The following is a 23,276-nucleotide window of genomic DNA, read 5'->3' on the forward strand; positions in this document are numbered from 1 at the left end:
TGGAAATGGTGATTGCTTACCATAGACCAACGAAAGCGATAATTGATACAACTGCGATTACCGAAAACATCAAACATGAGATTGCTCACTTACCAAGCGAGACATTTCTTTTTGCGGTGGTCAAAGCGAATGGTTACGGACACGGAGCGGTTCAAACCGCTCTTGCAGCCAAAGAAGGCGGCGCAGATGGTTTTTGCGTTGCGACGATCGATGAAGCGATCGAATTGAGAGAAGCAGGGATTACTGACCCGATTTTGATCTTAGGTGTCGTGAACGTGTGTGATATTGCCTTGCTGACGACCTATGATTTGTCATTTCCAGTCGCTTCGATGGACTGGCTGCTAGAAGCAGGCGCTTATTTAGAGGAGAACCCTCTAAATAAGCCGCTTAAAGTGCATATCAAGGTGGATACTGGTATGGGGAGAATCGGCTTTTTGACTGCCGAAGAAGTGCGCCAAGCCGTTCTTTGGTTAGAAGATCACCCCTCTTTTGATTGGGAAGGGATCTTTACCCATTTCTCCACAGCGGATCAAGCAGACACGAGCTATTGGGAAACCCAGCACCAACGTTTTAAAGAAGTCTTAACTGTTTTGCCCTATTTGCCGACATATATACATACAGGCAATAGCGCAACCTCTTTATGGCACAAAGAAGCAGTAGGAAATATGGTCCGTTTTGGGATCGCAATGTATGGGTTGAACCCATCAGGTCATGCGCTGAGCGAACCATTTTCCTTAAAACCTGCGCTTTCGCTCGTTTCTGAACTGATACAAGTGAAATTACTTGAAAAAGGAGCGGGGATTGGCTATGGTGAAACATATATCACTCCACGTCAGGAATGGATCGGCACCGTGCCTATCGGTTATGCTGACGGCTGGTTACGAAAAATGCAAGGCTTCTCGATCTTAGTAGAAGGCGAGCGTTGTGAGATCGTCGGTCGAGTGTGTATGGATCAATTGATGATTCGTTTGCCGCAGGCATTTGCTGTCGGTACACCAGTCACCTTGATCGGTGAGAATCATGGAGAACAAATTACGATGCAGGATGTTGCAGACCAGTTAGAAACGATTCACTATGAAGTAGCGTGTACCCTTTCAGCAAGGGTTCCGCGAGAATATAAAAGTTAGGGTGGTCCTATGGTAAAAAGGGGAGATATTTATTTTGCCGATCTTTCACCAGTGGTTGGATCGGAGCAAGGCGGGATACGTCCAGTCTTGATCATTCAAAATGACTTGGGGAATCACTTCAGTCCCACTGTGATCATTGCGGCGATCACGGCAAAAATGGCGAAGCCGAAATTACCAACGCATATTGGGATTTCCGCTTCTTGCACAGGGATTGGCAAAGACTCCGTCATTTTGATGGAACAGATTCGCACGATCGACAAAAGCCGTTTGAAAGAAAAGGTTTGTCACTTAGACGATAAAGTGATGTGTGAAGTCGATGCTGCCTTGATGATCAGTATTGGTGTTGAGCCGACTTTTGCCACATCAACGATCGAGGTATAAATCTGTCAATGGGGTATGTAGTATTAATAGCAGTTGTCATTTTATTGAGTTTCTTTACGTATAAACATATTCGCCGTTTTCTTTCAGAAACAAAAAAGCGCAACGAAACCATGGAACAAGGATATTATCTTGTGAGTCATACATATGAAGAAAAGCGGGAACAGACACATTATTACGGCGTTTTTCAGCAGGGAGACAAAGAGCTGATACTAGAAATGTCGCTACAACTTTATTTGCAACTGCAGCCGCCGCAACGGGGCATGTTGACCGCCAAAGAAGGCAGATTGCTTTCTTTTGAAATGTGATCATGTAATGAAAGTAATGCGCACGAGGAAACAGCCCCCTCATGAAAACAAGCAGGAAAGAGCCGCTTTGTTTCGTACATCGGAGCAGGTTCTGTCACTGCTTGTTTTTTTTATGCAGGTCTTTGTGAGAGGTTTCCTATGGCCAAAGATTCAATGAATGGAAGAAAGAGCATCTAAAAAAAGTGAAATACCACAAAAGCGTGGGACTAGAATGCTTTGAAGAACAGCCAATGTACGGTTGCTTTTCACAAAGAATTCAGTTATAGTATGTAGCGACTAGTTTGAAAAGAGGGAAAAAAGTGAACCCATCGATTTATGGACTTACCAAATCAGATCTATCTTTGTGGATAACTGAACAAAAAGAAAAGAAATTCCGTGCCAACCAAGTGTGGGAGTGGCTCTATGAAAAACGAGTAACCAGCTTTGAAGAAATGACCAATCTACCGAAACCTTTGATTGAGAAACTGTCGGCAGCCTTTGTGATCAATCCCCTGAAACAGATGGTGGTACAAGAAGCCAGTGACGGAACCGTCAAGTATTTATTCCAATTGCCAGACAATCACATGATCGAAACGGTCTTGATGCGTCAAGAATATGGCATGTCCGTTTGTGTGACGACCCAAGTCGGCTGCAACATCGGCTGTACGTTTTGTGCCAGTGGGTTATTAAAGAAGCAACGAGACTTAACGGCAGGCGAGATCGTGGCTCAAATCATGTTAGTACAACACTATTTTGATGAACGCAATGAGGGGGAACGAGTCTCTCACGTGGTGGTCATGGGGATTGGCGAACCCTTTGATAACTATGACAATGTGATGCATTTCTTACAGATCATCAATGACCCGAAAGGCTTAGCGATCGGCGCGCGGCATATTACTGTGTCAACCAGCGGCTTAGCGCATAAAATTAGAGAGTTTGCGGAGAACGGCTTGCAAGTGAACCTAGCGATTTCGCTGCATGCCCCAAATAACGAAGTCAGAACCTCCATGATGCGGATCAATCGGAGTTTCCCGATTGAAAAGCTGATGGCAGCAGTCGATTATTATTTAGAAAAAACCAATCGTCGGATCACGTTTGAGTACATCATGCTGGATCATGTCAATGACCGGCCAGAACATGCCCGTCAGTTGGCAGCTTTATTGAAGGATAAAAAGAAATTGTCATACGTCAACTTGATCCCATATAACCCAGTGAGTGAGCATGACCAATACGCTCGAAGTAAAAAAGCGGATGTGTTAGCCTTTTATGACATTTTAAAGAAAAACGGCATCAATTGCGTGATTCGTAAAGAACATGGGACAGATATCGACGCAGCTTGCGGACAGCTGCGAAGCAAACAAATGAAAAAAGAAGCCTCCGCTTCTTAAACGCAAAAAGCAAAAGAAGGACTGCACAAGCGCAGTTCTTCTTTTTGTTATTTACTATCTAAGTAATTAAAAAACGCATTAAAGAAAGCGCATTCCTCGAAAGAAAATTCAAAAAACATTGTTTTACAAGAAAAAAATAGATTATACTAAAAGCTGGTATCCATTAAAAATAACTTATCGTGAAAGGATGATTTGATGGAATGGATTAAATTAATTGGTATTCTAGTTATTTTAGTCGGCTTTTTGCTGAAGCTAGATACTATTGCTGTCGTAATCGTTGCTGGTTTTGTCACCGCGCTTGTGTCGGGGATTTCTGTTGTTGATTTTTTAACAATGTTAGGAGAAGCGTTTGTCAATAATCGACTCGTTACACTGTTCTTACTGACACTACCGATGGTCGGCTTGTCAGAACGTTTTGGCTTGAAGCAGCAAGCAGTCATATTGATTGAAAAGATCAAAGGCTTAACACCAGGGAAGTTCTTAAGCTTGTACTTGTTTATTCGAGAACTTGCTGGCTTTTTCTCTATTCGGATCCAAGGACATACACAATTTATCCGCCCGATCGTTAACCCGATGGCGCAAGCTGCTGGGGAAAACAAATTTGGGGAACTGGATGAAAAAGATCAGGAAAAAATCAAAGCTCGGGCTGCCGCTAACGAAAACTTCGGGAATTTCTTTGCGCAAAATACCTTTGTGGCTGCTTCTGGTGTGCTATTGATCGTAGGAACATTGCAATCTCTTGGCTACGATGTGGCAGCTAGTTCGATCGCGCAAGCCTCATTGCCGATCGCATTGATCGTCTTAGTCATTGCTACATTGTCGAACTTGCTCTTTGATCGTAAATTAGCAAAAAAATATGGCAAGAAGGAGGACAAATAGATGGAAGGAATCGTTAACGGATTACTGGAATTCTTTTATATCTTGATCGGATTGCTGTCGATCATGACGGCTGTACGGGTTTTTCGTGAAGCGGATCATCCCACCCGATTAGGCACCTCTGCTTTTTGGTTACTGCTAGGGATCGTCTTTGCTTTCGGGAATTTCTTGCCGTATCTTGTGGACGGTATTTTGATCGTTTTGATGGGCTGTTTGACCTTCTTCAAACAAGTGCAGATTGGTAAAATCGTGGACGTGGATGATGAAAAAGCAGAAGCATCGGCTAAACGGATCGGTAGTACGATCTTCGTGCCATGTATCAGCTTAGCATTGATCGCTGTGGTGATTTCTTATACACCATTAGGAGGCCAAGTTGGAATCGGGATCGCATCGATCTTAGCGCTCTTGTTGGCAGTCGTGTTGACTTCCGCTAAACCGAAAACAGTGCTGGACGATTCCGACCGGATGCTTCGTCAAGTCGGAACTGCCGGTATCTTGCCGCAGTTATTAGCAGCACTAGGTGTCATTTTTAACGCTGCTGGTGTCGGTGATGTGATTTCTCAAGGAATCTCTGGTGTCGTGCCAGAAGGCAATCGTTTTATCGGTGTCGTGGCTTACTGTTTAGGAATGATGATCTTTACTATGATCATGGGAAATGGCTTTGCGGCATTTACCGTTATTACCGCAGGCATCGGTGTACCTTTTGTGATGGCTCAAGGCGGCGACCCAGTCGTTGCTGGTGCGTTGGCTATGACCGCTGGTTTTTGTGGCACATTGCTGACTCCGATGGCAGCCAATTTCAACGCACTGCCAGTGGCCTTGTTAGAGATGAAAGACCCCAATGGTGTCATTAAAGCACAAGCCCCAATTGCTTTATTATTGTTAGTGATCCACATCGCTTTAATGTACTTTTGGGCATTTTAGTGGTAAAACAAAGAGGGAAGGATGATGGAAATGAAACTACTAATTACCGGATTTGATCCATTTGGCGGAGAAGCAATCAATCCTGCCTTAGAAGCAGTGAAATTACTGCCAGATACAATTCATGGTGCACAGATCGTGAAAGCAGAGATCCCTACTGTATTTGGGAAATCAGCAGCGATCGTCGCAGAGAAAATTGAAGAGATCCACCCAGATGTCGTTTTAAACATTGGCCAAGCGGGTGGACGGTTTGCCATCTCACCAGAACGAGTGGCGATCAATGTAGATGATGCCCGGATTCCTGATAACGAAGGCAATCAACCCGTCGATGAAGCGATCCAAACAGAAGGGAAGCCTGCTTACTTCACACAACTGCCGATCAAAGCAATGGTAGAAAACATGAAAAAAGCAGGAATACCGGCAGCCGTTTCTAATACTGCTGGAACCTTCGTCTGCAACCACATCATGTATCAAGTACAATACATGATCGATACAAAATACCCTGAAATGAAGGGTGGTTTTATCCACGTGCCGTTTATTCCTCAGCAAGTCGTCGATAAAGCAGGACAGCCTGCAATGAGCATCGAAGACATCGCCAAAGGATTGACTGCAGCGGTGGAAGCCATCGTTGATTATGCCGACAAAGAAGATCTAAAAGCAATTGGCGGCGCGATCCATTAATCATTGAAGGACATCCTTTCGGGGATGAAACAAATGTCTTTAAGGCGAGAAGACCTGATCAGCAAGCATGCGATCAGGTCTTTTTTTGGTCTGTTCTGATAAAAATCATTGGCGATTTCTGTATATTTACCCTTCTATCAGACATTTCTCATTTTGACGGATCAAATGAAAAAGAAAGACAGAAAATGAATGTAAGTTACATTTAACCATGTTTTTTTATTATTTTTTTTGCTTTATTTCTTATAAATAAAAAAAGGAAAAATAGCATTTAACGAATGTTTGATGAGAGTAAGGTAAGTAAATACCAAGAAAACTTTCTGTCAGAGGTGTTTTTTATCGAAAAAAGGATTGCTTTTTTAATAATTATTAATTAAAATCTTATCTAACTTCAGAAATCGCATGATTATTCTGAAAATTAATTCAATTAAGGGGTAGGACAGGATGAAGAATAAATGGGCCTATGGTTTAGTGGCTGTGTGTGGCGTGGCGTTAGCCGGTTGTACAACGGGCGGAACAAATAGTTCAAGCAATGACACAGCAGCAAGCGGTGACAGCAGTGCAGAACAAGTGTTTAACATAGTGGTTTCACAAGAAATGCCAAGTGCGGATCTCTCATTAGCAACCGATACGATCAGCTTCAGTGCATTGAACAATGTATATGAAGGACTGTATCGTTTGGATGCTGACAGTACACCACAACCTGCTGGTGCAGCTGAAGCAGCTGAAGTTAGCGAGGATGGACTGACTTACAAGATCAAATTACGTGAAGATGCGAAATGGTCAAATGGTGACCCTGTTACAGCAGCGGATTACGTCTATGGCTGGCAACGGACAGTCAAACCTGAAACAGCATCAGAATACGCGTATCTATTTTCACCAGTTAAGAACGCAGATGCCATCACAGCAGGCGATACGGATCCATCAGAGCTAGGCATCAAAGCAGTGGGGGATTATGAATTAGAAATCACCCTAGAAAAAGCAACACCTTACTTTGACTACTTATTAGCATTCCCATCCTTCTTCCCACAAAATCAAAAAGTGGTAGAAGAAAATGGCGATCAATATGCGTCAACCAGCGACAATGCCGTTTACAATGGACCATTTGTCTTGACTGGGTTTGATGGACCAGGAACGGATACGGAATGGGCTTATGAAAAGAACGACCAATATTGGGACAAAGATACTGTTAAATTACAAACGATCAACGTAAGCGTCGTGAAGGAATCCTCAACTGCCTTGAACCTTTTCCAAGATGGTCAAGCAGATGATGTCATCCTAACAGGTGAATTAGCGCAACAAATGGCTAACGATGAAGCCTTTGTTTCTCAACCAGAAGCAACGACTTCTTACCTAGAATTGAACCAACGTGATGAAGATTCACCTTTCCGTAACGAAAACTTACGTAAAGCGATCTCTTATGCGATCGACCGTGATGCCTTAGTGACATCGATCTTAGGGGATGGTTCGATTGCTTCAACTGGGTTGGTACCAGAAGGCATGACCTTCAGCCCTGGTGATCATACAGACTTCACGGAAGCAGCTGGCAGCGTCATTGAATACAATGAAGAACAAGCCAAAGAACATTGGGAAAAAGCCAAAGAAGAATTAGGGATCGATTCATTAGAATTTGATATCTTAGCTTCTGATACAGACTCAACGAAGAAAATCATTGAGTACTTGCAAGATACGATCGAAAAAACATTGGACGGTGTGAAAGTCACGTTAAGTCCAGTACCATTCTCTGTTCGTTTGGATCGTTCAAACGCTGGTGATTTTGATACAGTAATGGGCGGTTGGGGTGCTGACTATGCCGATGCAAGTAGCTTTACAGACTTGTTTACGACAGGCAATTCATACAACCGTGGGCAATGGAGTAACGAAGAATACGATGCAGCCGTTGAAGCAGCGGGTACAACCAATGCCAATGACCCTGACAAACGTTGGGAAGATCTAGTCAATGCAGAAAAAATCATTATGAATGAACAAGGTGTCATTCCAGTTTATCAAAAAGCGGAAGCACACTTACGTGCAACAAAAGTCAAAGGTGTTGTTGCTCACGCAGCGGGCGCACAATACGACTACAAGTGGACATCAATCGAATAATCACGAGTAGTTGACTTGAAATGCCGAAGAAAAGGCTGGGACAATTTCTTGTCTCAGCCTTTTGCTTCTCATTTCAATGAGTAAAACTATAAGAATGAAATTAACTAGTAGCAATCATTAAAAAGAGCAATGAAAGGAATAACAAGAAGACACCAGGCCATAACCAAAAGGCGTAGCTCTGTTTGCCGACTTGGGATAATTTCAGATAATCTGTTTTATTTTTGGAAAAAGCTTTCTTCATGGAGTATTGAAAATGGTCAAAGAAACCAGAAGCAAATACCCATAAAAAACCGCCAATGATCAAAAAGAACAGCGCCCACAAGAAAAGGGCATCTGAAAGAGCTGCTATGGAAAATTCATTTTTTATGGCTAACCATCCGCCAGAAATTGCGAGGCATAGGAGGGGTATGAGCCCACTACTTTTTTTTATTTTCATGATCTGACTCCTTTTTAATGATTCGTACTATGTTAATTTACATAATTATTGAATAGAAGTCAAAATACTTAAGGGGGAAACTGCGTGAACAGCTTTTTGAAATATTTATTGAAACGAGTGTTCTACATGGTCTTAACATTATGGCTGATTGCCACGATCACCTTTTTCTTGATGCAATTTTTGCCAGGAACACCATATACGAATGCTGAAAAATTAAGTCCAGAACAAATTGCCTTGCTAAATGAGCAAGCAGGATTGGACAAACCGATCATTACCCAATATTGGCTTTATTTGACCAATTTACTAAAAGGTGACTTTGGAATCTCTTTCCAATTTAAAAACCAGCCAGTAGCGAATTTATTATCAGGAAGAATCGGACCTTCACTGCAACTAGGGCTACAAGCGATCATCTTTGGTACGTTCTTTGGGATCATTTTAGGAACGATCTCTGCGATGAAACAAAATACTTGGATCGATACAACGTCTACCTTAGTGGCGATCTTAGGACGTTCGATCCCTAACTTTGTCTTTGCCGTGTTGCTGCAATACATTTTTGCCATCAAACTAGGGATCTTACCGATTGCTAAGTGGGAGACTTTTGCCAGCACGATCCTACCGACCGTCGCCTTGGCGATGTCGCCATTAGCGGATTCCGCCAGGTTTATTCGAACCGAGATGGTGGAAGTGCTGCATAGTGATTATGTCGAGTTGGCACGAGCAAAAGGGTTGAGCCGCTGGGAAATTGCCTTCAAGCATGGTTTGCGGAATAGTTTGATTCCGTTATTGACGCTGTTAGGACCGCTAGCTGTCGGTTTGATGACGGGTTCTCTTGTCGTAGAAAATATTTTTGCGATCCCAGGTATCGGTGAACAGTTCGTAAAATCAATCATGACCAATGACTATCCAACGATCATGGCGGTAACAATTCTTTATTCCGCGATGTTGGTCTTTGTTATTCTTGTTGTTGATATTTTATATGGAATCGTTGATCCGCGGATCCGAGTTTCAGAAGGGAGTCGTGGCTAATGGCAGAGAAACCTTACACAGCAAATGATGTTGCTGCCATCGATGCAGCCAAATTTCAACCGTTACAAAAAAATACCAATGAAGAGCGTGAAGCGATCGCAACCCCTTCATTAACGTTTTTCCAAGATTCATGGCGTCGTCTGAAAAAGAACAAAGCCGCTGTTTTCTCAATCATTTTGCTGCTGATCATTATCGCGATCTCAATCATTACGATTTTTGTCTCGCCACATGATCCAACTGCGCAAAATGTGACCTTTACAAATCTGCCGCCGAAAATTCCTGGTATCAACATCAATGGCTTAAACGGCTATGCGATGGTGGGAGGCGAGCTAGTAGATAAGTATGCAGCTGCCAATGTTCCTGACGGGACGTATTTCCTTTTAGGAACGGATGGCTTGGGTCGTGACCTATTGAGTCGTCTATTTGTAGGAACACGTATTTCCTTGTTGATCGCGTTTATCGCGGCAATGCTTGACATCATCTTTGGTGTAACCTATGGCCTGATCTCTGGTCTTTTAGGTGGACGGATCGATAATGTGATGCAACGTTTTCTAGAAATCTTATCTGGTATTCCCAACTTAGTGGTAATGATCTTGATGTTGGTGGTTTTTGAACCTGGGATCTTCTCGATCGTGGCAGCAATGGCGATCACTAACTGGATTCCAATGGCGCGGATCGTACGGGCCCAAACGATGAAACTAAAAGATCAAGAATTCGTTTTAGCCGCAACGACGCTGGGGGAAAGTCGCCTCAAGATTGCGATGAAACACGTATTACCGAATATTTCCAGCGTGATCATCGTACAAATGATGTTCAGTATCCCCTCGGCGATTTTCTTCGAGGCCTTCCTAAGCTTTATTGGGCTAGGATTAAAACCACCTTCAGCATCTTTAGGGATGTTACTAAGCGATGGCTACAAAACCTTCTTGTTCCTGCCTTACCAAATGTGGGTACCAGCTGTGACCTTGTCTGTGATTATGATTGGGTTCAACTTGCTGGCAGACGGTTTGCGTGATGCCTTTGATCCGAAAATGAAAGAGTGATTGCTATGAAAAAAGTCTTAGAAGTGAAAAACTTAGAAATTTCTTTTGACACCTTTGCTGGGAAAGTCCAAGCGATCCGCGATGTCAGTTTCGATCTATACAAAGGAGAAACCTTGGCGATCGTGGGCGAATCTGGGAGCGGCAAGTCCGTGACGACCCGCAGTATCATGGGGTTGTTAGCCAGCAATGCCAATGTCGATAATGGCCAGATCCTCTTCAATGGGACGGACATTTTGAAAAAATCCGAAAAAGAACTGCAAAAAATCCGTGGCAAGGAAATCGCCATGATTTTCCAAGATCCAATGACTTCATTGGACCCAACGATGCCGATTGGCAAGCAAGTGGCAGAATCATTGATGAAGCACAACAAAATCAGTAAAAAAGAAGGCTTGCGACAAGCGTTGGAACTATTGAACCTTGTCGGCATCCCGAATGCTGAGAAACGCTTGAAAAATTATCCGCATCAATTTTCTGGTGGTCAGCGGCAGCGGATCGTCATTGCGATCGCGTTGATCTGTTACCCGCAGATCTTGATTGCAGATGAACCAACGACTGCATTGGATGTAACGATCCAAGCACAAATCTTAGAGTTATTAAAAGATATCCAGAAGAAAATCAATTCGTCCATCGTCTTCATTACCCATGACTTAGGGGTCGTTGCCAATGTGGCGGATCGGGTGGCCGTGATGTACGGTGGGAAAATCGTCGAAGTGGGGACCGCAGAAGAGATCTTCTATAACCCACAACATCCATACACTTGGGGCTTGTTAGGTTCGATGCCGACGTTAGAAGGAACAGGCGATCGCTTGTACGCGATTCCTGGTTCACCTCCAGATTTGTTAGATCCGCCAACAGGTGATGCTTTTTATCCACGGAACGAGTTTGCCTTGCAGATCGATGCTGAACAGCAACCGCCATTCTTTGACGTCTCACCGACGCACAAAGCGGCCACTTGGCTGTTAGCGCCACAAGCACCGAAAGTGACTCCGCCGGATGAGATCTTGATTCGCTGGAAAAAATTCCAAGAAAAAAATACTCAGGCATCTGTCTAAAGGAGGAGAAACGGTTGGAAAAAGTTTTACTTGAAGTAAAGAATCTCAAACAATATTTTAACGTTGGCCACAAAGACGAAGTCAAAGCCGTCGATGATATCTCCTTCCAAATCTATGAAGGAGAAACCTTTGGTCTAGTCGGTGAATCTGGAAGCGGAAAATCGACGACTGGACGGACGGTGATTCGCTTGAATAACCCTACCGGAGGCGAAGTTCTTTTTGATGGACAAGATGTTATGAAAATCAAAGGCAAGAAACCGCTGGCTGATTTTCGCCGGGAAGTTCAAATGGTCTTCCAAGATCCTTATGCTTCCTTGAATCCACGGATGAAAGTTCGGGACATTATTGCCGAAGGGATCGATATCAACGGATTAGCCAAAAATGAAAAAGAACGCAATGATCGGGTGGATGAACTTTTGCGAACGGTCGGACTAAACCCAAGTCACGGGACCCGTTATCCCCATGAATTTTCAGGTGGACAACGTCAGCGGATCGGGATCGCCCGCGCGTTAGCTGTCGATCCAAAATTCATCATCTGTGATGAACCGATCTCGGCATTGGATGTTTCGATCCAAGCCCAAGTCGTCAACTTGCTGCAAGATTTGCAAGAAGAACATAAATTGACGTACTTGTTTATCGCCCATGATTTATCGATGGTCAAACACATCAGCGATCGGATCGGCGTGATGCACAACGGCAAACTGCTAGAAGTAGGCACCAGCGATGAAATCTATCATTACGGGGTCCATCCGTATACTGAAAGTCTTTTATCAGCGATTCCGCTGCCAGATCCTGACCATGAGCGTCAACGCAAGCGGATCAAATACGTCAGCGAACCAAACGATAACCAAGAACGAGCAATGGAAGAGATCGCACCAGGACATTTCGTTTATGCCACGAAAAAAGAAGCCAAGATCTATCAAGAAAAGTTAGCACAAAAAAAGGGGAACTAGCGTCAAAGGTATAGGGAGTGTTAGGAGGAGATGAAACTGGGTGTTTTAAAAGCATACAAATTTCGGATCTATCCTAATGGACAGCAAAAACAGTTTTTCATCGAAACCTTCGGCTGTGTACGTTTTACGTACAATCAACTGCTGGAGGCAAAGATGGAGGAGCTGGCCAACAATGAAGCAAAGCAAGGGTTGACGCCAGCCAAACTAAAAAAGGAGTATCCTTTTTTGAAGGAGACCGATAGTTTGGCATTGGCGAATGCACAACGGAATCTGGACCGAGCGTTTCGAAATTACTTTCAAAAGCGGGCTGGCTTTCCAAAAATGAAAACCAAAAAAAGTATCTGGCAATCGTATACCACCAATAATCAGCAGCACACCATTTATTTTGAAGACGATCAAATCAAGCTGCCAAAGCTTAAAACATTGGTTCCCGTAAAAAAGCATCGGGCGATCAAAGGCAAGATCAAATCGGCAACGATCTCAGCAAAAAACAACGAAGAGTTTTACATCTCGATCCTTTGTTTGGAAGAGATCCCGCCATTGCCGAAGCAGCAAGCCTCTGTCGCTGTTGTTTATGATCCGCAGCAGTTGGTCAAAGCCAACCAGCCGATACCCATAACCTGTGAGCATGCCATCCAAACGAAGCAAAAGCTGACGCGAGCAGAACGCAAACTTCAGGTGAAAGCGACGGCGGTCAAACGGAAGAAAATCCTTTTGACCCAGGCGCGAAATTATCAGAAGCTAAAAGGAAAGGTCGCTCGCCTTTATCGTTTTCACTGCTGTCAAAAGCGGGAATTCATCGATCAAGTCAGCTACCATCTCGTAAAACAGTACGATACGATCTATTTGGAACAAATCGCAGAAGATACGGTTTTAAAAGCTGGTCATTACAGCATCAGTGATTGGCATCAATTCGTTCGCAAAATCCAGTACAAAGCGCAGTGGTACGGCAAAGAACTGCGGTTTGTCACGTTGGATACGCAGGACCAACAGAAGCTAGAACGGCTCTCAGGCGAAATGAGCAGCTGAGCCGCTTGAACTGGAAGGAACGCCAGGGATCGCCTAGGGTATAGAAAAAATCTTTCTGATTTTTGTTTCTAGGAACCACGTTCACTAATTATGATTAACCAGCAACCCCCTGCCAAACTACGGTCTGACAGGGGGTTGTATTTTTTTACATTTTGTCACCTAAAAATGCGTCATTTAAGCGATAGATCTTTGAGGGACGCCCGATGCCGACGGGCTTTTCGCCAACTTCCGTAAAATATTGGAGCATGGATTTTTTGAAGTTGGAATGATCGATCATTTTAAAATCGATCCCTAAAAACTTGGCGAATACTTTACGGGCTTCCGTGATCGTAAAGTCTTTGCCTAACACGAGCAGCACTTGTGGCTCGTGTTCCATCTTGTTGGCAACCCGTTTGAAAGCTTTGAGGATGATCGCGCTGTGGTCAAAAGCCAACGTATCTTTTCCAACAGAGGCGCCAGTCACTAGGTCAAGAATGATCTCGATCTCGCCGCTGGTCAAATAAATTTGATTGGCTTTTCTTTCTAAAGAGAACCAGCGTACTTGGTTCGCATCGTCACCGGCACTTAAGGGTTCTTCACCGATAAAAGCCAAATAGCTGACGGTTATCACCCAACCGCGAGGATCGCGATCTGGGGTGCTGAAGGTATGCAGCTGTTCGATGTTTTGCTTGGAGATGGTGACCCCGATCTCTTCTTGCGTCTCACGGATCACACTTTGCCCCGTCGATTCATTGGGATTGACGAAGCCTCCCGGCAATGCCCAAGAATTACGGAAAGGGTGGCCTTTTCTTTGGATCAGCGCAATTTTTAATTGTTCTTCTTCTTTGTTGTAACACATCAAAACCATATCGACGGTTACGGAAGGTTTCTCGTATTTCGGCTGATCTTGCGCCTGATACCATGTAAGAAACTCTGCTTCTGACGCTTCTTTTTCATAGTAGTGTTTTTCAGCTGATTTTGAGGTAAATTCTTTCATTGGTTTCTCCTGCCTTAGATAAAGTAAGTAGCTGAACGCGACGGTTTTCCTTAACGGAAAAAATAAGGAACGATCAAATTAAGGAAAAATAATGCGAGATAAAGCCAAGAAGACGGCGGGTGTTCTTTGAGTGCTGAATAGCCCCAAAGAGCGATCCAGAGCAAAAAAAGCACACGGAGGACTGCCACCGCTGTTGCAAAGAGCGCAGCATAATCATGGCTATTGAAGTACGCAAACAAAAAGGGGTAACTTGTGGTTGAAAAAAGCAAGTGTCCCACAGAAAGCACAGTTAAAAGCAAAAAATGCTGTTTGTTTTTTCGAGTCATAGCGTTCCTTTCTATAAGTGAAGTCTTCCTCATTATAGCAAAAGAAGCACCTGTTAATCAAAGACCGTCTGCAAGAAGCTTTTTCAGATCCTTTTTCTCAAAAAAAGCAATAAATGACTAGAAATGCTGCTGAAAAGGCACGAAATAGGTATACTAGAGGAAAGAAGGCGAGCCGCAGAGAATTCTTTCGAGAGGGGGAAAAGAGGTGAAGACGATCAAGTTTCTCGTTTTTCTATTACTGTTGTTGATCATTAGTGGCTGTACCGGTTTCCGTCAGCTGCAAGAGCAGCCGACGGATTTGATGGTTGGGCAAAGTGTCAATCGAAGCCCTGCCGATACGTTTATGGGGCCCCCATCCCCTCAACAAGCAACCCTTCGTCTGGAAGTGGAAACCAGCACAGCAACATCCGGACGCTTCAAACTGTACAATCATTCCGATCAGAGGGTGATCTACGACAACTATTTTGCAGTGGATGTTTTCGAGGGGGATGAATGGCGGGAGCTCCTTTTTAAAGAAGACGTGGTTTTTCAAGACATCGGTCATTATGCCTCTGCCCACAGTCAAACAACTTTACTAATCAATTGGTCGAAGTATTTTGGCACCTTGCCGAAAGGAACCTATCGCTTGATCAAAGAAGTGACGATTGAAGAAGAGGGACCACAAACGCTGATGGTAGAATCTATGATCGAATAAGCGCTAGTTGCCGCTTGTAAGACACAAAACGATCAGAAAAAAGAAGCAACTCCCTCACTAGCACCCTTTCTATCTAAGCAAGATTCTTCCCCTAGAACATTGAAGTGAACGGCTATCTGCGCTATGATAACTAGTAGAAAAGAAATGCTCAAATCTGCTGGTTTATTTGCTGCGTGTTAAGGACCAAAACGATTCCTTTGTTCCTTGTAGACCATGGAAAAAGGTCTTAGGTTATCCGCTTTTTTGATTAAAATTATAGCATTTTTGGGTTGCGAACTGTATACTACCTAAGTATACACTTTACTAGTGAAAAGGAGGACTTGCGTCCATGGCTGAAAAAGAAACATTCTATATTACGACGCCAATTTATTATCCAAGCGGCAAGCTGCATATCGGGAATTCTTACACGACGATCGCTTGTGATGCGGTAGCACGATACAAACGATTGATGGGCTTTGATGTCTTTTATTTGACGGGTGTCGATGAGCACGGTCAAAAAATCGAGAAAAAAGCAGAAGAACTTGGCGTAGATCCGCAAGAATACGTCGACAAAATGGCAGCTGACGTCAAGAAACTATGGAACACACTAGACATCAGTTACGATAAATTTATCCGCACAACGGATGATTACCATAAAAAAGCCGTTCAAAAAATCTTCCAGCAATTGCTTGATCAAGGAGATATCTATCTTGGTGAATATGAAGGGTGGTATTCCGTTTCTGATGAAGAATACTTTACTGAAACGCAATTAGCAGAAGTTTACCGAGATGAAGAAGGCAAAGTCATCGGCGGTAAAGCACCAAGCGGTCATGAGGTAGAATTGGTGAAGGAATCTTCTTATTTCTTCCGCATGAGCAAATATGCCGATCGTTTGGTTGAATACTATGATGAGCACCCAGAGTTCATTCAACCAGAATCACGTAAAAATGAAATGCTGAATAATTTCATCAAACCTGGCTTAGAAGACCTAGCTGTTTCCAGAACGACCTTTAAATGGGGTATCCCAGTCACTGCTAGTCCTGAACACGTGGTGTATGTGTGGATCGATGCGTTATCCAACTATATTACGGCATTAGGCTATGGCTCAGACGACGATTCCTTGTTCCAAAAATACTGGCCAGCTGACGTGCATATGGTTGGGAAAGAAATCGTGCGTTTCCATACGATCTATTGGCCAATCATGCTGATGGCATTAGACTTGCCATTACCGAAAAAAATCTTTGGCCATGGCTGGTTGATGATGAAAGACGGCAAGATGTCGAAATCTAAAGGCAATGTCGTTTATCCAGAAATGTTAGTGGAGCGCTACAGCTTAGATGCGTTGCGTTATTACCTCTTACGAGCGGTTCCTTTTGGCAGCGATGGTGTGTTTACACCAGAAGATTTCGTTTCTCGTTTGAACTACGATCTAGCCAATGATTTAGGAAACCTGTTGAATCGGACGATCGCTATGATCAATAAATATTGTGATGGCTTAGTGCCAGATTATGCCTCAAAAGTGACGCCTTTTGATAGCGAGCTGTCAACGACTGCTGCCAATGTTGTTGGTCGTTACCATGAAGCCATGGATAAAATGGAATTCAGTACGGCATTGTCAGAAGTATGGACGTTGATCTCCCGTGCCAACAAATACATTGACGAAACTCAACCATGGGTGTTAGCCAAAGAAGAAGAAAAGCGCGCGGAATTAAACAGTGTAATGGTTCATTTAGCGGAAAGCTTACGCATCGTTGCGATCTTATTGCAACCGGTGATGACAGAAACACCAGCCAATATTTTCCAACAATTAGGATTGGCTTCTGTTGCCATGGATCTGAAAGATTTACGCTTTGGTGAATTTCCAAGCGGCACGAAAGTCGTTGCCAAAGGCACACCGATTTTCCCTCGTTTGGAACTTGAAACAGAAGTAGCCTACATCCAAAAGAAAATGGCTGAAGGGACGCAAAGTCCAGAAGAAACAGTCAAATGGAATCCAGAAGAAACCACATTGCAATCCGAAAAAGCCGAGATCAAATACGAAGACTTCGACAAGATCGAATTAAAAGTGGCAGAAGTCGTTGACTGTCAAAAAGTCAAAGGCGCCGACAAGTTGCTGCAATTCCGCTTAGCTGCGGGAGATGATCAAGATCGTCAAATTTTATCGGGGATCGCTGAATTTTATCCAGAACCGCAAGATTTGATCGGTAAAAAAGTCGTGATCGTTGCTAACTTGAAACCGCGGAAAATGCGGGGACAAGTCAGCCAAGGAATGATCCTTTCAGCAGAAGACAATGACGGTCGTCTGCAAATCGTGGAAGCACCAAAAGGCATGCCAAACGGCTCGATCATCGCCTGATTCTTAGGAGAAATCCTTCTGCTAGTTTCAGCAAAATTAAAATTGCCAGACCTGAAAAGTTTTTGTATAATGTAGGTTATTGACATGAACATGAGGGAGTAATTGGCGGATTTTATCTGCGGCAGTATCACCATCCTGAAAGAAATTTCTGGTGCTGTCTTAAACAGTGAGACTTATGTATGCTTAGACAGTGCATACATAAGTCTATTTTTTTTCATATCATGTACAATAAAGGAAGAGTAAATATAAAAGGAGGAGAAACATGTCAGAAGAAAACAAAAAGGAACAGCTATCGCAGGCGTTTTATGCGCAAGAAGCGCAGCATGTTCTGGAAGAAATGCAAACAGATGCCAATGGATTAACGAACGATGAAGCACAAAAACGCTTATCTGAGTACGGTCCCAACGAATTAGAAGAAGGCAAAAAGAAATCGATGGTACAAAAATTCTTTGAACAATTCAAAGATTTGATGATCATTGTTTTGCTAGCGGCGGCGATTATCTCAGCAGTCGTTTCCCATGAAGTCGTGGACTCAATTATTATTTTAGCAGTTGTCATTATCAACGCGATCATGGGTGTCGTTCAAGAGGCGAAGGCGGAGCAAGCAATCGAAGCACTAAGAGAAATGTCTACACCAAATGCCAATGTGTTGCGTAATGGTCATACCGTCACCATCAAGAGCGATGAATTGGTGCCGGGGGATATTGTCCTATTAGAAGCTGGCGATGTCGTACCAGCAGATTTACGCCTTTTAGAAGCAAGTTCTTTAAAAATTGAAGAAGCTGCTTTGACCGGTGAGTCCGTACCAGTCGAAAAAGAATTGACCGTCATCGAAGGGACGGATGTCGGGATCGGCGATCGCGTCAATATGGCATATTCAAACAGTAATGTGACCTATGGCCGCGGCAAAGGGGTCGTGGTCAATACAGGGATGGGAACTGAAGTTGGGAAAATCGCTGGCATGCTGGCTAGCGCCCAAGAAACCGAAACACCGTTGAAGCGTAACTTAAATGAACTAGGAAAATTCCTGACGATCGCCATCATTATCATTGCAGTGATCATGTTCTTTGTTGGAACGATCTTTAACAATACGTCATGGGTCGACATGCTATTGACGTCGATCTCATTAGCAGTAGCGGCGATCCCAGAAGGGCTGCCAGCGATCGTAACGATCATCTTAGCCTTAGGTACGCAAGTAATGGCGAAACGAAATGCAGTGATCCGTAAATTGCCAGCGGTTGAAACCCTTGGGGCAACCGATATTATCGCTTCTGATAAAACTGGTACGTTGACGTTGAATCAAATGACCGTGGAAAAATTGTATGTCAATGACAAGCAACATGCTGCTTCAGAAGATATTCCGTTAGATAACATGGCATTAAAAGTCATGAACTTTGCCAATGATACAAAATTTGGTGAAGAAGGCAACTTGATCGGTGATCCGACCGAGACCGCATTGGTGCAATTCGGGATGGATCAAGGATTCCATGTGCGTGATCTTGTCAATCAAGAACCACGGGTAGCAGATCTGCCATTTGATTCTGACCGAAAACTTATGAGTACGATCCACCAACAAGAAGACGGTCGCTATTTAGTTGCTGTCAAAGGCGCACCAGATGTCTTGCTAGGCAGAACCTCAAAAGTATTATTGGACGGCCAAGAGCTGCCGATGACCAATGAAGAAAAAGAAAAAATCTTATTCAACAATACCGATATGGCAAAACAAGCACTGCGGGTATTGGGGATGGCCTACAAATATGTAGACCAAGTACCAGAAAACTTAGAATCAGAAATCGTCGAAAATGATTTGGTCTTTGCTGGCTTAGTCGGAATGATCGACCCAGAACGGGCAGAAGCAGCCGATGCGGTACGTTTAGCCAAAGAAGCTGGGATTCGTCCAATCATGATCACCGGAGACCACCGCGATACAGCTGAAGCCATTGCGGGACGTTTAGGGATCATCAAACCGGGCGATGATGATGCCGTCTTGACTGGCGCTGAACTCAATAAAATGAGCGAAGAAGAGTTTGCCCAAAAGGTAGCGAACTACTCAGTCTATGCACGGGTATCACCTGAACATAAAGTTCGGATCGTCAAAGCTTGGCAACAAGAAGGCAAAGTCGTTGCCATGACTGGTGACGGGGTCAACGATGCACCGTCACTGAAGCAAGCCGATATTGGTGTCGGCATGGGGATCACAGGTACCGAAGTTTCTAAAGGTGCTTCCGATATGGTCCTAGCAGATGACAACTTCGCTACGATCGTCGTAGCAGTGGAAGAAGGACGAAAAGTCTTCTCCAATATTCAAAAAGCGATTCAATACTTGCTAGCCGCTAACCTAGGGGAAGTTTTGACCTTGTTCTTAGCAACCTTGTGGGGTTGGGACTCGCTATTGCCGATCCACTTGCTTTGGATCAACCTAGTAACGGATACATTCCCAGCAATTGCTTTAGGAATGGAGCCTGCTGAAAAAGATCTAATGAAACATGCACCGCGGGGACGCAGTTCCAACTTCTTCTCTGGTGGTGTGATGAGCAGTATCATCTACCAAGGGATCTTAGAAGCGGCAACCGTGCTGTTCGTTTATTGGTCAGCGATCCAATGGCCCGTTCACAATACGTACGATGCGATCCATGCCGATGCCTTAACGATGGCCTTTGCCACGTTAGGATTGATGCAGTTGTTCCATGCCTTCAACGTCAAATCGATCCATCAGTCGCTCTTTAAAGTAGGGGCATTTAGAAACAAAGCCTTCAACTGGGCGATCCTGTTGTCCTTTGCGTTGATGCTGGTGATCTTCATCGTGCCAGGATTAAATGATATCTTCCGTGTTGCACACCTTGACTTGTATCAATGGGGCATCGTTTTAGGGGCCTCCTTTGCGATCATTCCAGTCGTTGAGATCGTCAAAGCGATCCAACGAGCAATGGGACGCAAATAAGCCAAAAATAAACGGAAAAACAATCAATGGTCTGCTGTCCTTCTCTCTGGGCAGCAGGCCTTTTTTTGCTGGCTTATTTTCGATAAACCCTGCGGCTGTTACTTGACCTTTTCATTTGCAGTAAGAAACGGTAAAATAGGAGATAATAACAAAGAAAGTAGGGGACCCACTGTGCGACCAAACTTAGGTTTTTATGTACAAACAATCAACGATCTTGTCAAAGAAACAGAAGCGATCGGGGAGAAAATGAATCCCAATTATGAAGAGATCCGCAAAGCGATCGACGAGAAGAAAGAAGCCGAGGTAACACCTGAGCGGCTAGCTGAGATTACCAGAATTTTTAAAGAAGGCACGGACAAATACCGCTTGATGCTGGAAAAAATCAGCAAATTACGTCCCCCAGCGAATGTGATGGGGATCCATAAAAAATTCGAGCGGGCGTATATGAAATATGTTGCTGGCTGTGATGAGATGATTTTGAGTCTCGATAACAAAATCGACCAAGAAGCCTTTGATGCGGCAGAAGCCAAGCAAGATGAAGCAACCGACGAAATTTCTTTTGCCATTCAACGGATGACGGCTTTATTGTTAAAAAAATGATAAACATTCAAGTTAAACAAGAGTTATTTAATTTAACTGTTATGTTTTTCACATGTAAAGTTTTTTTATCGGAGGTATAATGAATTCACAACCAACAACCTTTTTATTTTTCATTTTACTCCTTTTGCCATCAGGACTAACCAACCTGATGGTTTTTTTGTGTTTCAAGTGTTTTTTAATGAAACGTTTCCAGCAATAACGGGTTTAGTTTGTGAATAAAATATAAAGGAAAAGCAGCAGGGGGTACTGAACTTGCGCTTTTTTGCCGATCAATGCTATACTTAGGGCACTATTAAACGAAATGAGGGATCCTCCATTGAAAAATTAACCAATTTGTTGAAAGCTGCATGAAACTGTTCCTCCAAGGGGATAGTCTGCAGATTTTCAGGATTGGTTGACTTTTTCGATGGGGGATCTTTTTGTGTACCTCTAAAAACTGATTCTGAAAATAGCTTTAGGTCTACTCTATTCCGTGAATAGAGACGAGGTATATTTATGTCGAATATCAGTATTAATCATTTAACTTTTGGCTTTGACAGCCAGGAACGGTTGCTTTTTGAGGATGCCAACTTGAACCTTGATACACAATGGAAATTAGGGTTGATTGGTAGAAATGGTCGCGGCAAAACGACCTTGCTGCGTCTGCTGCTCAATGAATTGCCTTATAGCGGCTCGATCACCCATGAGCAGCAATTCGTTTATTTTCCCTTACCTGTCGCTGACGATAAGCAACTGACGCTTTTTGTTTTACAGGAATCTGGCGAATTTGAGCAGTGGCGTTTGGAACGGGAATTGAACCTGCTGCAGCTTGATCCAGAAGTTCTTTGGCGGCCCTTTGCCACTTTATCTGGCGGCGAGCAAACGAAAGTCCTGTTGGCGCGGTTGTTCGTTGATGAAGAGAATTTTCCTTTGATCGATGAACCAACCAACCATTTGGATGTGACCGCTCGCGAACATGTTGCCCGCTATTTGCAGCAAAAAACCGGGTTTATCGTTGTGAGCCATGATCGACAGTTTGTCGATGAAGTCGTCGATCATGTATTGGCGATCGAAAAAAGCCGCTTGGTGCTGTACAAAGGGAATTATTCAGTCTATGAGCTGCAAAAGCAGCAAAAAGATGCGTATGAGCAAGAACAAAACAGCAAGTTGAAAAAAGAAATCGGTCGTTTGAAGCAGACGGCAGCCGAGAAAGCGGAGTGGTCCCGAGGACGTGAACGGGACAAATTAGGGTCGCCGACCAAAAAAGGCAGCGGGGCAATCTATGATACGGGGGCGATCGGTGCCCGAGCGGCACGGACCATGAAGCGCTCGAAAGCGATCGTTAAACGGATGGAAGATCAAATTCAAGACAAGTCTGCGTTGTTAAAAGACATTGAGTGGATTGATCCTCTGAAAATGACTCCGCTTGTTAGCCATCATGATGTGTTGCTGGAAGCAGAGCATTTTCAGCTTGGCTATGAGCAGCCTTTGTTTAAACCGCTGACGTTTGCGATCCGTCAAAAAGAGCGCTTGGGGATTCAAGGGGCCAACGGATCTGGCAAGTCCAGTTTGATTGCGAGTATTTTAGGTACTTTCGATGGACAGCAGACTGGGACGATCAAAACAGCCCATGGGATCACCATCAGTTATGTCCGACAAAACTACGAGGACAACTGTGGGATGCTGACAGAATTTGCCCAAGAGCATGGCTTGAATTATCAAGATCTGCTAAATAACTTAAAAAAGCTTGGCTTGGAAAGAGCTGTCTTTCAAACGCCGATCCAGCAAATGAGCATGGGGCAGCGTAAACGCGTGGAACTAGCCAAATCATTAGCGACACCAGCAGAATTGTTTATCTGGGATGAACCGCTAAATTATTTGGACGTCTTCAATCAGAAGCAATTAGAGGAAGTGATCCATTTGGTGGAGCCTTCTATGCTAATCATTGAACACGACCGTTATTTTCTTGAGCAAGTTTCAACGAAATTGCTGACGCTGACGGGTGACTGAGGCGAAGGATAGAATGAAAAAGGATGATTGTTTTTTAAATAATCATCCTTTTTTTTGTTATTTTAAAAGAAGAAATACTGATGGTCTTAGTAAACAATTACTAAAGGTGCTTTTG

The 23,276-nt window shown here is 43.7% G+C and carries 21 protein-coding genes; 18 read left to right on the plus strand and 3 right to left on the minus strand.

Annotated features, from left to right (window positions below; genetic code table 11):
- Positions 1–5 precede the first annotated feature (5 nt).
- The 8 genes from alr (at position 6) to IGJ05_RS15630 (ending at position 7,761) form a co-directional block, all read left to right on the plus strand.
- The gene (gene alr / locus IGJ05_RS15595; protein WP_081116888.1) at positions 6–1,127 is read left to right on the plus strand and encodes an alanine racemase; all 1,122 of its coding nucleotides are present in this window, start codon (positions 6–8) and stop codon (positions 1,125–1,127) included.
- A gap of 9 nt (positions 1,128–1,136) precedes the next feature.
- Positions 1,137–1,508, plus strand: coding sequence for a type II toxin-antitoxin system PemK/MazF family toxin (locus IGJ05_RS15600; RefSeq protein WP_005227961.1), 372 nt, complete (start codon positions 1,137–1,139; stop codon positions 1,506–1,508).
- Between the two features lie 8 nt (positions 1,509–1,516).
- Entirely contained in the window at positions 1,517–1,813 is a 297-nt protein-coding gene (locus IGJ05_RS15605) for a DUF2500 family protein (RefSeq protein WP_081116889.1), read from the plus strand.
- 299 nt (positions 1,814–2,112) lie between these two features.
- Positions 2,113–3,180 (plus strand): 23S rRNA (adenine(2503)-C(2))-methyltransferase RlmN, encoded by a 1,068-nt coding sequence (gene rlmN, locus IGJ05_RS15610; protein ID WP_231435901.1) that lies wholly within the window; start codon positions 2,113–2,115, stop codon positions 3,178–3,180.
- A 195-nt stretch (positions 3,181–3,375) separates the two neighbouring features.
- Complete coding sequence (locus tag IGJ05_RS15615) at positions 3,376–4,059, plus strand: DUF969 domain-containing protein (RefSeq protein ID WP_010749105.1); 684 nt, start codon at positions 3,376–3,378, stop codon at positions 4,057–4,059.
- Entirely contained in the window at positions 4,060–4,980 is a 921-nt protein-coding gene (locus IGJ05_RS15620; protein ID WP_005227977.1) for a DUF979 domain-containing protein, read from the plus strand.
- A gap of 30 nt (positions 4,981–5,010) precedes the next feature.
- The gene (gene pcp, locus IGJ05_RS15625) at positions 5,011–5,658 is read left to right on the plus strand and encodes a pyroglutamyl-peptidase I (RefSeq protein ID WP_005227979.1); all 648 of its coding nucleotides are present in this window, start codon (positions 5,011–5,013) and stop codon (positions 5,656–5,658) included.
- A gap of 441 nt (positions 5,659–6,099) precedes the next feature.
- Positions 6,100–7,761 (plus strand): peptide ABC transporter substrate-binding protein, encoded by a 1,662-nt coding sequence (locus IGJ05_RS15630; protein ID WP_010749107.1) that lies wholly within the window; start codon positions 6,100–6,102, stop codon positions 7,759–7,761.
- Between the two features lie 100 nt (positions 7,762–7,861).
- Here IGJ05_RS15630 and IGJ05_RS15635 read toward each other — a convergent pair whose 3' ends face one another.
- Positions 7,862–8,197, minus strand: coding sequence for a DUF3899 domain-containing protein (locus IGJ05_RS15635; RefSeq protein WP_005227990.1), 336 nt, complete (start codon positions 8,195–8,197; stop codon positions 7,862–7,864).
- Positions 8,198–8,281: 84 nt separating this feature from the next.
- Here IGJ05_RS15635 and opp3b point away from each other — a divergent pair, with 84 nt between their 5' ends.
- Genes opp3b through IGJ05_RS15660 form a run of 5 tightly spaced genes read left to right on the plus strand, consistent with a single transcriptional unit; the run spans position 8,282 to position 13,300 of the window.
- A complete protein-coding gene (opp3b, locus tag IGJ05_RS15640; RefSeq protein ID WP_005227991.1) occupies positions 8,282–9,223 on the plus strand; it encodes an oligopeptide ABC transporter permease in 942 nt (313 codons plus the stop codon).
- Positions 9,223–10,266, plus strand: a complete 1,044-nt coding sequence (locus tag IGJ05_RS15645) for an ABC transporter permease (protein ID WP_005227994.1) — start codon at positions 9,223–9,225, stop codon at positions 10,264–10,266. The genes opp3b and IGJ05_RS15645 overlap by 1 nt, the downstream gene beginning before the upstream one ends.
- Positions 10,266–11,318, plus strand: a complete 1,053-nt coding sequence (locus tag IGJ05_RS15650; RefSeq protein ID WP_216593164.1) for an ABC transporter ATP-binding protein — start codon at positions 10,266–10,268, stop codon at positions 11,316–11,318. Before IGJ05_RS15645 ends, IGJ05_RS15650 begins: the two co-directional genes overlap by 1 nt.
- Positions 11,319–11,332: 14 nt before the next feature.
- Positions 11,333–12,271: an ABC transporter ATP-binding protein gene (locus tag IGJ05_RS15655; RefSeq protein WP_266166515.1), complete on the plus strand. Its 939-nt coding sequence runs from the start codon at positions 11,333–11,335 to the stop codon at positions 12,269–12,271.
- A 30-nt stretch (positions 12,272–12,301) separates the two neighbouring features.
- Positions 12,302–13,300: an RNA-guided endonuclease TnpB family protein gene (locus IGJ05_RS15660; protein ID WP_010749109.1), complete on the plus strand. Its 999-nt coding sequence runs from the start codon at positions 12,302–12,304 to the stop codon at positions 13,298–13,300.
- Positions 13,301–13,445: 145 nt separating this feature from the next.
- On the opposite strand, the gene IGJ05_RS15665 is transcribed toward IGJ05_RS15660, so the two are convergent.
- Both IGJ05_RS15665 and IGJ05_RS15670 read right to left on the minus strand, forming a co-directional pair.
- Entirely contained in the window at positions 13,446–14,276 is an 831-nt protein-coding gene (locus IGJ05_RS15665; RefSeq protein WP_005228002.1) for an NUDIX domain-containing protein, read from the minus strand.
- A 50-nt stretch (positions 14,277–14,326) separates the two neighbouring features.
- On the minus strand, positions 14,327–14,602 hold the full coding sequence (locus IGJ05_RS15670; RefSeq protein WP_010749110.1) for a hypothetical protein: 276 nt from the start codon (positions 14,600–14,602) through the stop codon (positions 14,327–14,329).
- A 205-nt stretch (positions 14,603–14,807) separates the two neighbouring features.
- Between IGJ05_RS15670 and IGJ05_RS15675 the strand changes: the two genes are divergently transcribed.
- From IGJ05_RS15675 to abc-f, 5 genes are all read left to right on the plus strand, one after another.
- On the plus strand, positions 14,808–15,296 hold the full coding sequence (locus tag IGJ05_RS15675) for an immunoglobulin-like domain-containing protein (protein WP_010749111.1): 489 nt from the start codon (positions 14,808–14,810) through the stop codon (positions 15,294–15,296).
- A gap of 328 nt (positions 15,297–15,624) precedes the next feature.
- Positions 15,625–17,631, plus strand: coding sequence for a methionine--tRNA ligase (gene metG / locus IGJ05_RS15680; RefSeq protein WP_005228005.1), 2,007 nt, complete (start codon positions 15,625–15,627; stop codon positions 17,629–17,631).
- Between the two features lie 262 nt (positions 17,632–17,893).
- Positions 17,894–20,572, plus strand: a complete 2,679-nt coding sequence (locus tag IGJ05_RS15685) for a cation-translocating P-type ATPase (protein ID WP_005228006.1) — start codon at positions 17,894–17,896, stop codon at positions 20,570–20,572.
- Between the two features lie 171 nt (positions 20,573–20,743).
- Positions 20,744–21,172: a hypothetical protein gene (locus IGJ05_RS15690; protein ID WP_005228008.1), complete on the plus strand. Its 429-nt coding sequence runs from the start codon at positions 20,744–20,746 to the stop codon at positions 21,170–21,172.
- A 495-nt stretch (positions 21,173–21,667) separates the two neighbouring features.
- Positions 21,668–23,161 carry a ribosomal protection-like ABC-F family protein gene (gene abc-f, locus IGJ05_RS15695; RefSeq protein ID WP_081116890.1) on the plus strand — a complete coding sequence of 498 codons (1,494 nt, stop codon included), beginning with the start codon at positions 21,668–21,670 and terminating at the stop codon, positions 23,159–23,161.
- Positions 23,162–23,276: the final 115 nt, after the last annotated feature.

The sequence above is a fragment of the Enterococcus sp. AZ167 genome, assembly GCF_051714025.1.
GTDB lineage: Bacteria > Bacillota > Bacilli > Lactobacillales > Enterococcaceae > Enterococcus_D > Enterococcus_D casseliflavus.

Coding starts and splice junctions, on each gene's coding strand:
- alr (WP_081116888.1), top strand. CDS start 6: ATGGTGATTGCTTACCATAGACCAACGAAAGCGATAATTGATACAACT.
- IGJ05_RS15600 (WP_005227961.1), top strand. CDS start 1,137: ATGGTAAAAAGGGGAGATATTTATTTTGCCGATCTTTCACCAGTGGTT.
- IGJ05_RS15605 (WP_081116889.1), top strand. CDS start 1,517: ATGGGGTATGTAGTATTAATAGCAGTTGTCATTTTATTGAGTTTCTTT.
- IGJ05_RS15615 (WP_010749105.1), top strand. CDS start 3,376: ATGGAATGGATTAAATTAATTGGTATTCTAGTTATTTTAGTCGGCTTT.
- IGJ05_RS15620 (WP_005227977.1), top strand. CDS start 4,060: ATGGAAGGAATCGTTAACGGATTACTGGAATTCTTTTATATCTTGATC.
- pcp (WP_005227979.1), top strand. CDS start 5,011: ATGAAACTACTAATTACCGGATTTGATCCATTTGGCGGAGAAGCAATC.
- IGJ05_RS15630 (WP_010749107.1), top strand. CDS start 6,100: ATGAAGAATAAATGGGCCTATGGTTTAGTGGCTGTGTGTGGCGTGGCG.
- IGJ05_RS15635 (WP_005227990.1), bottom strand. CDS start 8,197: ATGAAAATAAAAAAAAGTAGTGGGCTCATACCCCTCCTATGCCTCGCA.
- IGJ05_RS15645 (WP_005227994.1), top strand. CDS start 9,223: ATGGCAGAGAAACCTTACACAGCAAATGATGTTGCTGCCATCGATGCA.
- IGJ05_RS15660 (WP_010749109.1), top strand. CDS start 12,302: ATGAAACTGGGTGTTTTAAAAGCATACAAATTTCGGATCTATCCTAAT.
- IGJ05_RS15665 (WP_005228002.1), bottom strand. CDS start 14,276: ATGAAAGAATTTACCTCAAAATCAGCTGAAAAACACTACTATGAAAAA.
- IGJ05_RS15670 (WP_010749110.1), bottom strand. CDS start 14,602: ATGACTCGAAAAAACAAACAGCATTTTTTGCTTTTAACTGTGCTTTCT.
- metG (WP_005228005.1), top strand. CDS start 15,625: ATGGCTGAAAAAGAAACATTCTATATTACGACGCCAATTTATTATCCA.
- IGJ05_RS15685 (WP_005228006.1), top strand. CDS start 17,894: ATGTCAGAAGAAAACAAAAAGGAACAGCTATCGCAGGCGTTTTATGCG.
- abc-f (WP_081116890.1), top strand. CDS start 21,668: ATGTCGAATATCAGTATTAATCATTTAACTTTTGGCTTTGACAGCCAG.